We start from the raw sequence: 13,816 nt of genomic DNA, 5'->3' as shown, positions 1-13,816 counted from the left end.
CTAAATCTCCAGGACTTATGCTTTAACAGCTGGTTTAACGATAACGTCACCGCCAATAGCTCCAGGTACTGCACCCTTAACTAAAAGCAAATTACGCTCAGCGTCAACGCGAACTAGTTCTAAGTTTTGAGTCGTTACACGCTCAGCACCCATATGACCGGCCATTTTCTTACCTTTAAACACCTTACCAGGTGATTGGTTTTGACCGATTGAACCAGGAGCACGGTGAGATAGAGAGTTACCATGTGTAGCGTCTTGCATGCTGAAATTCCAGCGCTTAACACCACCTTGGAAACCTTTACCTTTAGAAGTACCGGTTACGTCAACCTTGTTGATTTCGTTGAATAATTCAACAGTAAGCTCTGCGCCTACTTCAAAATCGCCTTCACCACCGTTAAGGCGGAATTCCCACAGACCGCGACCCGCTTCAACACCAGCTTTAGCGAAATGACCCGCTTTAGCTTTGTTTACACGACTTGCTTTTTTAGTGCCTGCGGTTACTTGAAGCGCGTTATAACCGTCTGTTGCGTCAGATTTGATCTGAGCAATGCGGTTAGGTGTCGCTTCAATAACTGTCACAGGGATAGATACACCATCTTCAGTGAAGATTCGTGTCATACCCACTTTACGACCGACTAGACCTAATGCCATTTTCCTAAAACCTCTCTAATCTTTCGATTAACCCAGGCTGATTTGAACATCAACACCAGCAGCAAGATCTAAACGCATAAGCGCGTCTACAGTCTTGTCAGTTGGTTCTACGATGTCTATCAGACGTTTATGGGTGCGGATCTCGTACTGATCACGCGCATCTTTATTAACGTGCGGTGAAGTTAGTACAGTAAAACGTTCAAAGCGTGTAGGTAGTGGGATTGGACCACGTACTTGTGCGCCAGTGCGTTTCGCAGTTTCCACGATTTCTGCCGTTGATTGGTCAATCAAACGGTGGTCAAAAGCTTTTAGGCGAATACGAATGCGTTGATTTGACATTCTTAACCTCAATATAAAGAGCATTTAAAAGAGCATAAAAAAACGACCGAAACAATCTTAAAACTTAAGATGTCGGCTGTTTGATTATATCTACGTTGAGTTCCAAATCGGAACTCCTGTTTATTAGCTTGAAATCCAAGCTTAATTTATCCTTTCTAGTTCCCTAGGGAATTTTGAAAGCCTGCGTATTATAGAGGTATTGGTGATAAATGCAACAACTATTTAGAAACAATACAATGACCACTAATTTGATTAAATAAGCGCCCGTACATACTCACTGGCTATACTTGAACTAATACCTCTTCTATTAGTCAATTAATAAGTTAACTACTCAATAGCGCAAACTAAAGGATTTTTAGATATTATGGTATCCTATTGCGCTAATTTTGCCTTTAATACTCTCAATATGGTGAGTCGATGCGTATTTTTAATTATTGTTTAAATGTTTTGTCTGCTGGATTTAGCCGCTTACTAGTACGAAGTAAAGTGCTGCCAGAGAACCCCATTGAGCAGTATGATCTAAATCCAGAATACCCTACATTTTATATAGTGCGTTTAAATTCACGATTTGATTTAGCGGCACTCACACATGTATGTAAAAAACATGGTTTGCCAAGCCCAATTGAAGAGCAAGTATTAGGCTCTCAGCATTTAGATCGTTTTATTGGAATCAAAAATCCACCACCATTATTTGGCGACAAAGCTAAACCAACAAATGCTTTAGCTCAAGGTAAGCAAATTATTGAACACTTAATTAATAGTGGTCAACAGAACGTACAAGTTGTACCTGTTACAATTTTATGGGGCCGCGATCCGGGTAAAGAAAAACCAGGTTTACGCACATTAATTACACACTCGGTAACACCTAGTTGGTTTAGAAAGTTTTTTGTCGTGTTGTTTTCAGGACGTGATAACTTTATTCGCTTTAGTCAACCTCTCGACTTATCGCTTTTGGTAAACGAGAAAGCCGATGTAAGTGAGTTACCACACAAATTACTGCGTGTCGCTCGCGTTCACTTTAAACGTCAAAAGCTCGCAGCTACTGGCCCAAAAATGCCATCTCGTGAACAATTATTTAATTCTTTATTAGCGTCCCCTACAATTAAAAAAGCAATCCTAGATGAAGCTAAAGCTAAAAATATTAGCCAAACTGAAGCTCGTCAAAATGCACTCAAGTTACTTGACGAAATAGCCGCTAATTATTCTGAAGCAATGATACGTGTAGCTGAGCGATTTTTAACGTGGTTGTGGAATAAGCTTTATAACGGTATTAATATTAAACACACAGAACAACTTCATGAATTGACTAATAAAGGCCATGAAATAATCTACATGCCTTGTCATCGCAGTCATATGGACTACTTGCTCCTTACTTACTCAATATATCATTTAGGTTTAGTACCGCCACATATAGCTGCAGGTATTAATCTTAACTTTTTCCCTGCCGGCGGGATATTTAGACGCTCGGGGGCATTTTTTATTCGTCGCTCATTTGCAGGTAATAAGCTTTATTCTGCCATCTTCAAAGAGTATTTAAGCCAACTGTTTATTAAAGGTTACTCTGTTAAGTTTTACACGGAGGGCGGTCGAAGCCGAACTGGGCGCTTACTTCCGCCTAAAACAGGTATGCTTTCAATGACCTTACAAGCGATGCTTCGCGGAATAGACAGACCAATATCTATTGTTCCTGTGTACATTGGCTACGAGCACGTAATGGAAATAAACACTTACCTTAAAGAGCTGGATGGTAAAGATAAAAAAGGCGAATCTATTTTCGGTATTTTTAAGGCGATTAAAAACCTTAAAAACTATGGTCGTGGTTATCTAAACTTTGGTGATCCAATTTCAATTAATCAATATTTAAACGACAACCAACCCGATTGGCGTGATTCAATACATCCTACCGATGTACAAAAGCCACAATGGTTAGGCACACAAGTAACTCAACTTGCTGATCAAGTAATGATTAAAATTAATAATGCAGCAGCACTTAATGCTGTTAACTTATTGGCGATGATTTTACTCGTTAACGATAAACAAGCATTGAGTAAGCCAAAACTTTTAGCACAACTTGATTTTTACCTGCGCTTACAACGCGATGCCAGTTATAGCGATAAAGTAACAGCGCCTGACGAAACACCAGAGCAATTACTAACACATGCATTAAAGCTTAATAAGTTTGAAGTTATTAGTGATGAATTTGGTGAAATAATCACAATTAGTGATAAAGAGAAAGTTTTATTTAATTACTATAGAAACAATATTTTGCACTTATTCGCAGTACCAAGTTTAATTGCACTGCACCTATTTAAACAACACAGCACTACGATTACTCAATGCCAGCAACTTGTAAAAACATTTTATCCGCTATTTGCTAAAGAATGGTACTTACAGCCTCTTGATGAAAACTATATAACACGAATTTTAGCTAACTTTGCTGATCAAAATTTAATTGAGTTTGATGGCGATAACATTCATATAACGAACAGTAATGACTGCCTAGCTAAGCTTGAAATGCTTGGACGAGCACTTAGCTTCACTCTGCAACGATACGCTATTGTAATTGGTTTTATTCAAACAAGTGATGGCATTGAAAAAGCAGAACTTGAAAGAGAAAGCCAAGTGCTCGCGCAACGTTTAGGCACACTGCATGGCATTAAAACACCTGAGTTTTTTGACAAAAAAGTACTTGTTAGCTTTATCGATAACTTACGTGGAGAGTCATTAATAACAGAAGGTGATGAGGGCTTAGTAGGTAGCACACAGCTATGTGAAACCTACGCACACCTTAAAACATTACTGCCAGCACGCGTCTGGCAGTCAATCAGCGATATAGTACAAGACCAGTGTAACTAGCAATGCATTTACAGAAGGGGTTAGCGCTGGCGCATAACCCCTTCTTGCATTGTTGAGGCAACCAAATTGCCTTGGCGATCAAAAAACTGCCCACGTACTAAACCACAACCATTGCTCGCACTTGGGCTATCAATTGAATACAAAATCCAATCATCCATTCTAAATGGGCGATGAAACCACATTGCATGATCAATAGTAGCTACTTGCATATTTGGCTGCATAAACGATACACCATGAGGTTGTAATGCAGTTGGTAAAAACTCAAAATCAGACGCATACGCTAATAAGTAATTATGGATACGCTGATCGTCCGGCATTTCACCATTGGCTTTAAACCAAATATGTTTTACTGGCTCCATAACTTCTGGCTTAAACGGGTTATGAAATGTCACAGGTCGCATTTCAATTGGCATTTCACGGGTAAACTTATTACGGATGACTTCAGGAATGTGTAAAGCGTTATCTTGGTAAAACTCAAGCGATGAACGTAGTTCTTCAGGTGCGGGAACATCAGGCATCGTCGCTTGATGCGACAAACCATTTTCTTCCCCCTGAAACGACGCAGTCATATAAAAAATAGGCTTACCGTACTGAATCGCTTTTACTCGGCGTGTACTAAAACTCTTCCCATCTCGAATAGTTTCAACATCATAAACAATGGGTTTAGCCGGATCGCCTGGGCGTAAAAAGTAAGAATGTAATGAATGAACTATTCGCCCCTCAGGTAGAGTTTCTTTAGCGGCAGAAAGCGCCTGCCCCATAACTTGACCGCCAAACACAGCACCAAAGCCTAAATCTTGGCTTTGTCCTCGATATAAACCTTGCTCAATTTCTTCAAGTGTTAACAACGACAATAAATCATCTAATACTTGGCTCATCATTTCTTCCTCATTACCCTGATATTCAAATGATACTATACAATAGTGGGAAGTAAATATATGTTAGGAATACTGTTATGGCTTACTGGCTTTTTAAAACTGAACCCGATGCGTTTTCATTAGATGATTTAAAAAACGCTCCAAAACAAACCACGCTTTGGGAAGGCGTACGTAATTACCAAGCGCGGAACTTTATGCGTGATGGCGTTAAAATTGGCGACTTGGTGATGATTTATCATTCAAGCTGTAAACAAGTGGGTGTAGCGGGTATTGCTATAGTTACAAAAGAAGCCTACCCAGATCCCACTCAATTTGATTTAAGTAGTGATTATTACGATGCTAAAGCCACCAGCGAAAATCCTCGTTGGGTTGTCGTTGAAGTAACCTATCAAAGCCATCTAAAAAAATTGGTGAGTCTTAAAGATATAAAAGCGAATGATTCAATTACTGAGTTAGCACTAAAAAAAGCAGGGCGATTATCTGTTATGCCAGTCACAGAACATGACTGGCTGCAAATAGTGAAGATGGTTAGCACTTAGCTTTATTCTTTCGGTCTTTAGGCGCAATCCAAAGCAAAGAAGTAACCTGTGTCACAAAAAGTCACGACACTGATAAAAGAGCCTTTTTCATCGCCTTGGGTACGCTAACTATCGTTCCAAACTTGTCCAATCAACTTCACTACTTAATACTCGCTCTACAGATATGTAGTGCAAAATATCACCTTCACTTACTTTGTAATCAAGCGGTGGGTTTAAATCCATATTTTGCGCACTCAAATTGTGTGCAACGCCTAATAATATTGCATCATGTTCAAGCTTAAAATGATGAAACAAAGTGCCAAATTCCATATCTTTACAGTCTTTAGGTATTGCCAAACTAAATTGCGTATCACCATGGAGTGTAGAAAGCAGCTCCTCTTGTACACGGCTAGAACCTGGATCTTGCATTGAACGTACAAGTATTTCTGCCGATTTAGCACTGCTACACTCTACATTTTGACAATGCTCTAACAGCATATCTATTTTTGTCTCATCTAAGAAATGAGCACTGATATGGCAATCATCCTTAACTAAACGGCTTATACGCAGTGCAGTAGTAAATGTTTGATCGTCATCTTGCCCATCAATAATGACTTTATCGGCACGACTTATTGCAACACGCTCAAGTTCGGATAAATTTGTAAAACTGGTTAGATGTGCAAAATCAACATGTTCGTTAGTTAAAAAAGGGTGATCCATTTGCTCTGTTACCGCGAGTAAAATACGGCGGTCAGTTCGCTTCCTGTCAGCCAAAATGTAATCAATCATCTTTTTTGTACGAGTGTCGTGCCAACCAAAAATAATAATATGGTTAATACTGTGTGCAAAACTTTTATCACCAGTCATAGCGCGCCTAATTAAATAAGTAACTGTTTGCCCTGTTTTTCCAAGCAGGACACCAAATAAAGCTAAACCAAATGGGATCTGTACTAATGCTACCACCCAACGGCCAAGTTCTGTCGTTGGGCTAAAATCACCATAACCTACCGTTGATGTTGTTATTACGTAATAGTAAAAAAAAGTACTTGGGGGTATCAAGGCTTTTTCATTTGCGATCACTAATAAGCACCACGTAATAATAATATGCATAAAGGTAACAATCGCAACAGATTGCCAACTCACTTGCTCTATATGACTGCGTAATAACACGATAAAACGTTTAAAAATATGATGCATAGTTATTGCTAATAGATTATTAAAATTACTCTGTAGTACGGTACTGCAAATTATACCACCATAGCAACAACTAGCTGTAATCGAAAAATAATAACTGAGCTATGAAGTTAAAAAATAGTAGACTATAGTTATAAAATAATTAGATTAGATAAGTTCATTATGGTTGGTGTTTTAGCTTCGGTTGATCAACGTACTCAGTTGGTTGGTGAAAACCGCTTAGAGTTGTTACTGTTTTATTTACATAGCCGGCATTTATTTGCACTCAATGTGTTTAAAATAAAGGAAGTGGTAAAATTGCCACATTTAAGCAAAATTCCCCATTCTCATTCCAAAATAACCGGAGTTGCGAATATTAGAGGTGAATCTATACCTGTAATCGATTTACGGCAGGCTATTTCTATGTCCGCAGTAAAATACGCCGAAGACTGTAACTTAGTTATTACTGAATACAATAGAAGCGTACAAGGCTTTTTAATTGGCAAAGTTGATCAAATCGTCAATATGACATGGTCAGATATTATGCCTCCGCCTAGCTCTGTTGGTAAAAATCATTACTTAACAGCCCTTACTAAAATAAAGCGCGATGGCCAAGAACAGCTCGTTGAAATTATTGATGTAGAAAAAGTGCTTGCCGAAATAGTTGAATATGAAGTAGATATTTCAGAGGGAGTACTTGATCAAGGTATCGTCAATGAGTTTGCAGGACGTAAAATACTTCACGCCGATGACTCACCCACTGCACGTAAACAAGTAAGCGATACACTTTCGCAGCTAGGAATTGAAATCATCCCTGCCAGTAATGGTCTAGAAGCCCTGAACATGCTTAGAAGCTGGGCTGATGAGGGGCAAGATGTTGAAAAAGAGCTATTAATGGTAATTACAGATGCTGAAATGCCTTCAATGGATGGCTATCGCTTAACCCATGAAATACGTAATGATAGCAGGCTTAAAAATCTTTATGTTGTTCTTAACACATCTTTAAGCGGTAGTTTTAACGAAGCTATGGTAGAAAAAGTAGGGTGTAATGCATTCTTATCTAAGTTTCAGCCAGACTTACTCGTTGAAGAAGTACAAAGCCGTTTAAAGATAGTGCTTAATTATACGTAGACAATAGGTACCCTTTTGTATTGCCTACGTATACAGCTTACTGAGATATTTCTTTAATCGTAAATTATCAACTCGATAAAATAGTCATCGGTAGGCTTAATATTGGATTCTCCGAGTCGGCAAAATGCATCATTACAGCTACATGCCCAGCCACTACAACTGCATACATAACAGCTGAAAAGCCTTGGCCATATTTATCTAGCGGCATCAAATGTGAATAGTGACGGCCTCGCCATTCAAATACAATCTCCAGCGCACCGACAAACAAAAAGAATACCAGTAACATCAAACCAAATGTGTAACTCAGCCATAAGCCAAATAGTACCCCGAGTAAACATACGCTCAAACCAATCCATGAACGCATTGAAAAACTGATACTTTTTAATACATGCCCACCATCAAGCGGTAAAATAGGTAACAAGTTAAATAAATTTAATAACGCACTAAGCACCGCCACACCGGCAAATATTTCCATCTCTGTGGCATAATATAAAACCACGCCCAATACAGAAGTAATTAAACCAAATGCAGGCCCCATTAGTGATATAACTACATCTTGCCAACGCGTTGTTATTTTATCGTCACTAACAGCGAGTCCACCCACAAATGGGATTAGGTAAATGCCCTTGGTTTTTATGCCAAAGTATTTCATTGCGCGCACATGTCCGTACTCATGTACGACCAAACAACCAATTAGCATTAGTGCAAATTCGATACTAAATAACCACGCATAGCCTGCAACAGAAGCCCCTGCAAGCACTACTTTAATTACCTTGGCACTTTTAAAAAGCTTAAAACCTAATGCTGCTAATCCTAAAAAGCCTTTTTTAGGTGCTGCATTTACCGGGGCAGGTAACGCAAGTTGTGTTGCAAATTGCTCATCTACAAATAGCGAAATGCTTTGCTCTTCCACTGCCTCTGTATCAATACCTATTACTTTGTTGTCGTAAGTAAATTGATAATAGTTTTCACGAGGATTATCAAAGGTAATGGCTTGTTGAGCATGAAAAACTTGTACAATCTTTTGCCCTGAAACCATAAATGAAAAAGGCTGTTCAGCTAAAGTAAGATCTATTCTTATCATAATTAAAACCGTTTAAAACAATGGCGTTAGTATACCGAATCGGCTAAAAAACACGAGTAACGGTAGTTAGTAACTTTTTAAATAAAATTATTTAAAACTGACAAACGCAAAAAATACTACTACTTTTATAGTAATAATACGCCTTATTTTGAAAGGGATAACAATGAAAAAAATGGTACCAAATATTTTAGTCGTTGATGATTCAAAGGCAATTTTGATAATTATGGAAGCCATACTCAGTGAATTAGATATGTCTGAAAAGGTTGTTACCTGCTTAAGTGCTGCCGAGGCACTCGAAAAAGTAGCCAATGACATAAACCGCTTTGACGCTGTTTTCACCGATCTCAATATGCCTGAAATGGATGGAATGGAATTAATACGACATCTTGGAGCATTAAATTATCAAGGCGGAATTATTATTGTGTCTGAAATGGACCATAAAGTAATTAGCCTAGCAGCTGATCTGGCAAAACAACACAACGCACACCTGATTGGTAATATACCAAAACCTGTTCAACTATCCCAAATGAGAAAATTACTTACCAAAGTAGCAAAATTAAATAGCCACACTTTATTAAGAGAGAGCCTGATCTCAAAAAGTGAACTTATTAAGGCATTAAAAAATGATGAGGTAACACCCTTTTATCAACCTAAAGTTAATGCGATTAATAATAAAATAGAGAGTGTTGAAATACTGGCGCGGATTGTATCAAGTAAGGATGGTAGCATTATTTTACCAAATCGCTTTATTAGCCTTGCTGAGCAGTACAATTTAATTAATCAAATTACATTCTCTCTTTTTGAAAAGGCCACCAGCGAATTTTCAAATATAAAAGCACAGCTCGGTCACGATTTTAAAATGGCATTTAACTTATCACCTATCCAACTTGATGATCTAAATTGTCCAAATAAATTACTGCTAATTTTAGAGCTTAATCAACTCACTCCTAGTAACATTATTATTGAAATAACAGAACAGCATGCACTCTCAAGCCTCGCACAGCTTGAAACATTAAACAGATTAAGAATGCATGGTTTTGGAGTGTCGCTTGACGACTTTGGTGTTGGTTTTACTAATATAAACCAACTCAGAAACCTACCCTTTACTGAAATTAAAATAGATCGCTCCCTCATTAGTAATATAGAAACTGACTTATTTTCTCAGGTTATTGTTAGTTCATTGGTTAATATCACGAACAAAGAGCATTTAGATTTAGTAGCCGAGGGTGTTGAACGACCAGAAGAGCTTGCCTATCTAAAACACTATAAAAAAGACTTAACCATACAAGGCTTTCTATATAGCTCTCCTAAACCCAAAAATGAATTTATAGATTGGGCTAAAAATTGGCTAAGAACTGATGGCAGCCCCGCTTAAAGCGGTACTAATATTTACTCGGGGCCTGTTAGCTAATTATCACCCCGAGTGTGCTTATCTTCTTCACTGACTATATGCGCACTACTTGCTAAGCGTTTGTGCCAACGTTGCTTAGCTACTGCTCGCATATTAGTTGATTGGTCACGCTCATCTACGATTTCTAATCCCATTAAAGCTTCAATCATATCCTCTAGCGTTACAATTCCTTGTACGTCACCGTACTCATCAACAACTAAGCATATATGTGTGCGCTTTGTTAAAAGAGTTTGCAGTAACGACGATACATTCTGAGAGGTTGGCACCGTATAAATGGGCTTAATCAATTTGCTAATTTTGTAATCAGTACCTAAACGGTGAAATGCCAGCATAATATCGTTTTTATGCACAAACCCAACAATATCGTCGCTGTCTTTATCAAATACCAATATACGAGAAAATGATGACGAGCCGTGATCGTTTAAATACTGATTAACCGTCAAATCTTTATGAACTTTAAAAATGACCGTACGAGGTGTCATTAAATCGCATAACTTTGCATGTCTAAAGTGCAATAGGTTACGAATTATTTCAGACTCATCTTGATGAAGCGCCCCTGATTCAGTGCCTATATCAGCCATAGCCTCTATTTCTTGACGGATGTAATACGCTTCGTTGTGCTCTGGCCTCATCAGGTTAGTGAGCTTTTGTGCAAACCAAACAAAAGGCTTTAAGGATATAACTAAAAAGCGTAATGAATAGGTCACACTTGGCGTTAAAGCTCGCCAGTAATTAGCACCTAATGTTTTAGGGATAATTTCAGAAAGAATTAATACAAGTAACGTCATAATAGCTGATGCAATACCCACAGCTGCGTCGGAAAATACGACGGCAGCTTGTGCCCCCACTCCAGCAGCACCGGCAGTGTGAGCAACTGTATTTAAAGTTAAAATAGCAGCTAAAGGCTGATCTATATTGTTTTTAAGCTTTTCGAGCCGTTTAGCAAGCTCAGGATGCTCTTTTCTAAGTGATGCAACATAACTGGGCGAAATACTTAATAGCACAGCCTCCATCACAGAACATAAAAACGATATCACAATCGCCACTACCATATAAACTATCAGTAAAGTCACTTTCTCTCCTCTATATTGGGTATGTAAGCATAGTAACAATACATGCTATATTTGACCAAACTTCCAATAATAATAGGCACAATAATGAAATTTAGCGCACCTTGGTGTCATCAAAATAAGCTAGTCAAACGCGCAGCAACTCTTTTAACGCTTAGTAGCTTAAGCTTTGCAGCAATAGCAGCACCATTGGATAAATCAAAAATTCAATTTATCGGCCCACTTGCCGAAGACATGCAGTTAAAGCCTTTTCAAACACCTCACGGTGAGACCATTATTAACAACCTATTACCGCAATTACAAGCAGACTCAGAGAGCTTTTCTGTATTTGGGAAAAAACAAAATTGGCAACCATTTAATAAAATTAATGCACTTACTCTAGGTGGGTTACAAGCACTAAAATTTAATATTGAAACAACCCGCTTCACACAAGGTACGCTTACCTTAAAAGGGCTCGAGCAAGGTCAGTTATTTATTAATGGTGAACTACAAACTGGCGATAAAAATAGCTATAAGCTAGCTTTGAATAACAGTACTCACACTGTTTTAATAGTAGCTCAGCAAGTAGCTAATTGGCGCGACGTAACGCTTGATTTTGCACCTAAAAGCGAGGTTGATAAAATTACGCTTAGCACTTCACAAACAAAACGTTTATCTGCAAAACAACTGTTTGACGCCCCTACAATTAGCCAATTATCACTCGCACCTAATGCCAAGCAGTACGTTACTACCACGCGCACTTATAGCGATAAAACACAAAACCAAGCAAATACCGTTACTGTACTTAAAGATGCAGACGACCACACGCTATATCGATTTGAAGCAGGTCAACCAAGTAACATAATCTGGAGCCCTGATAATCAGTTTTTGGTGTATTTGCTCAACGGTGAATTAAAACAACTAAATCGTAAAAATTTATCAATAAAAATATTAGCAAACGATTTAGAAGGAGCCAATGGCTTTACCTTTTATAACGACAGTAGCCTTTTATTTAGCTGGTCTAAATCACCTGAGAGTACTGATAGCTTAACTAAGCATTATAAAGGTCTGCAAGATCGCTGGTCGTATGCACGTTCCATCAGCCAAATTTATATGCTTGATACTAAAAGTGGTTTAACAAAAGCACTTAGCCAAGGTCCTCTTTCTTACAGCCTTGAAGATTCAAATAGTAACCGTGGCAAAATATTAATGAGCCGCCCAGTAATGGCAATGCAGGCATCAACCCACCCAGAAACAGAGTTAGTTGAACTCGATTTAAAATCGAGCAAGCTTTCATCGCTTGGTAAATTCAAAACGTTTAATTTAGCCAAATACACAAATAAAGATATTTATGTAATTGCAGGCCCCGACTTTAAAAATGGCGCAGGCAGAGCATTACCAAAAGCTATGCTCGCTAATAACTACGACGGGCAACTTTACCTACTTACTGAAGACGGTAAAAACGTAAAAGCACTCAGTAAACAGTTCGACCCCGCGATTGGCCAACTGCACGTTTTAGAAAATGGCGACGCACTTATTAAAGTAACAGAGCAAGACACTCAACCACTTTATCTATTTGATTTAAGTAAACAGCGCTTTAAAAAATTAAATACGGGATTGGATATTGTTGAAAAATTTAGTTACTCGCACGACCGTAATACCGAAATTTTACTAAGTGGCACTAACGCTTTAGCGCCACAACAACTAAAGCGCCTGAACGTAAGTAAAAATAAAACAGATTTAATATGGGATTCAAAACCAAGTAGCTATGCAAATACACGACTCCCTACATTAGAAGAGTTTAATTTTAAAAATAAACATGGTGTTGAAATAACTGGCCGTGTTTACATTCCGAGCAATTTAGATAAAACCAAAAAGCACCCGGCGCTCGTGTATTATTACGGCGGTACTTCACCAGTTACGCGTGGTTTTACAGGTCGTTACCCGTTTAACTTATGGGCAGAAAATGGCTACGTTGTTTATGTTGTGCAACCTACTGGCGCAACAGGGTTTGGACAAAAGTTTTCAGCGCAGCATGTTAATGCCTGGGGCGACTACACTGCAGACGATATTATCGAAGGCACGCAAGCCTTTTTAAAGAAATACAACTATGTTGATAGTAAAAAAGTAGGTAACTTAGGGGCATCGTACGGTGGCTTCATGACCATGTTATTAGCAACTAAAACCGATATATTTAGTGCTTCAATAGCTCATGCGGGTATTTCTAATATTACCTCGTATTGGGGTGAAGGTTGGTGGGGTTACTTATATTCTGGCGAAGCATCAAAAAATAGCTTCCCGTGGAATAACTCTGAGCTGTACAGCCAACATAGTCCTGTATTTCATGCCGACAAAGTAACAACACCTATGCTACTTCTTCATGGTGATAGCGATACCAATGTACCTGTTGGCGAGAGCTTAACAATGTACACTGCGCTTAAACTGCTTAATAAAGATGTAGAGTTAATAGAATACAAAGGCGCCGACCACCAAATTTTTGCACGCGATAAACGATTTAATTGGTGGAACACCATGCTCGCATATTTTGATAAAAAACTAAAAGACGAGCCTCAATGGTGGGACTCCATGTATAAAAATGACTGAGCCTGGACCTTAAAAATAACGACTTAATACAGATTTATTAATAGCAGTATTAATTATTTAGCACCTTTGAATTAGTTTAAAGGTGCTAATCTCATCCTCTCATAACGCCTTTCTCTCTTTTG

Annotated in this window: 11 protein-coding genes; 5 read left to right on the top strand and 6 right to left on the bottom strand. The window is 38.4% G+C overall.

The annotated features are described in order from the left end of the window. Nucleotides 1-15: 15 nt before the first annotated feature. Entirely contained in the window at nt 16-651 is a 636-nt protein-coding gene (gene rplC, locus NRL14_RS08850; RefSeq protein WP_002957898.1) for a 50S ribosomal protein L3, read from the bottom strand. Nucleotides 652-678: 27 nt separating this feature from the next. Beyond that, nucleotides 679-990, bottom strand: coding sequence for a 30S ribosomal protein S10 (gene rpsJ / locus NRL14_RS08845; protein ID WP_002957900.1), 312 nt, complete (start codon nt 988-990; stop codon nt 679-681). A gap of 417 nt (nt 991-1,407) precedes the next feature. Here rpsJ and plsB point away from each other — a divergent pair, with 417 nt between their 5' ends. Further along, complete coding sequence (gene plsB, locus NRL14_RS08840) at nt 1,408-3,846, top strand: glycerol-3-phosphate 1-O-acyltransferase PlsB (RefSeq protein WP_033029271.1); 2,439 nt, start codon at nt 1,408-1,410, stop codon at nt 3,844-3,846. Nucleotides 3,847-3,866: 20 nt separating this feature from the next. Here plsB and tesB read toward each other — a convergent pair whose 3' ends face one another. Beyond that, complete coding sequence (gene tesB, locus NRL14_RS08835; protein ID WP_306724514.1) at nt 3,867-4,724, bottom strand: acyl-CoA thioesterase II; 858 nt, start codon at nt 4,722-4,724, stop codon at nt 3,867-3,869. 77 nt (nt 4,725-4,801) lie between these two features. Between tesB and NRL14_RS08830 the strand changes: the two genes are divergently transcribed. Then, nucleotides 4,802-5,263, top strand: coding sequence for an EVE domain-containing protein (locus tag NRL14_RS08830; protein ID WP_007376189.1), 462 nt, complete (start codon nt 4,802-4,804; stop codon nt 5,261-5,263). Nucleotides 5,264-5,371: 108 nt separating this feature from the next. Here NRL14_RS08830 and NRL14_RS08825 read toward each other — a convergent pair whose 3' ends face one another. Then, nucleotides 5,372-6,439 (bottom strand): potassium channel family protein, encoded by a 1,068-nt coding sequence (locus tag NRL14_RS08825; RefSeq protein WP_033029275.1) that lies wholly within the window; start codon nt 6,437-6,439, stop codon nt 5,372-5,374. A gap of 159 nt (nt 6,440-6,598) precedes the next feature. Between NRL14_RS08825 and NRL14_RS08820 the strand changes: the two genes are divergently transcribed. Then, a complete protein-coding gene (locus tag NRL14_RS08820) occupies nt 6,599-7,546 on the top strand; it encodes a chemotaxis protein CheV (protein WP_096793940.1) in 948 nt (315 codons plus the stop codon). 67 nt (nt 7,547-7,613) lie between these two features. Here NRL14_RS08820 and NRL14_RS08815 read toward each other — a convergent pair whose 3' ends face one another. After that, entirely contained in the window at nt 7,614-8,630 is a 1,017-nt protein-coding gene (locus tag NRL14_RS08815) for a metalloprotease (protein ID WP_007376186.1), read from the bottom strand. 163 nt (nt 8,631-8,793) lie between these two features. Here NRL14_RS08815 and NRL14_RS08810 point away from each other — a divergent pair, with 163 nt between their 5' ends. Further along, the gene (locus NRL14_RS08810; RefSeq protein ID WP_096793942.1) at nt 8,794-10,005 is read left to right on the top strand and encodes an EAL domain-containing protein; all 1,212 of its coding nucleotides are present in this window, start codon (nt 8,794-8,796) and stop codon (nt 10,003-10,005) included. 32 nt (nt 10,006-10,037) lie between these two features. Here NRL14_RS08810 and NRL14_RS08805 read toward each other — a convergent pair whose 3' ends face one another. Further along, complete coding sequence (locus NRL14_RS08805) at nt 10,038-11,114, bottom strand: hemolysin family protein (RefSeq protein ID WP_033029281.1); 1,077 nt, start codon at nt 11,112-11,114, stop codon at nt 10,038-10,040. An 84-nt stretch (nt 11,115-11,198) separates the two neighbouring features. Here NRL14_RS08805 and NRL14_RS08800 point away from each other — a divergent pair, with 84 nt between their 5' ends. After that, nucleotides 11,199-13,694 carry a S9 family peptidase gene (locus tag NRL14_RS08800; RefSeq protein ID WP_306724468.1) on the top strand — a complete coding sequence of 832 codons (2,496 nt, stop codon included), beginning with the start codon at nt 11,199-11,201 and terminating at the stop codon, nt 13,692-13,694. Nucleotides 13,695-13,816 lie beyond the last annotated feature (122 nt).

The sequence above is a fragment of the Pseudoalteromonas sp. 20-92 genome, assembly GCF_030847595.1.
Lineage (GTDB): Bacteria > Pseudomonadota > Gammaproteobacteria > Enterobacterales > Alteromonadaceae > Pseudoalteromonas > Pseudoalteromonas fuliginea.
This window is presented reverse-complemented; position numbering and strand designations above follow the sequence as displayed.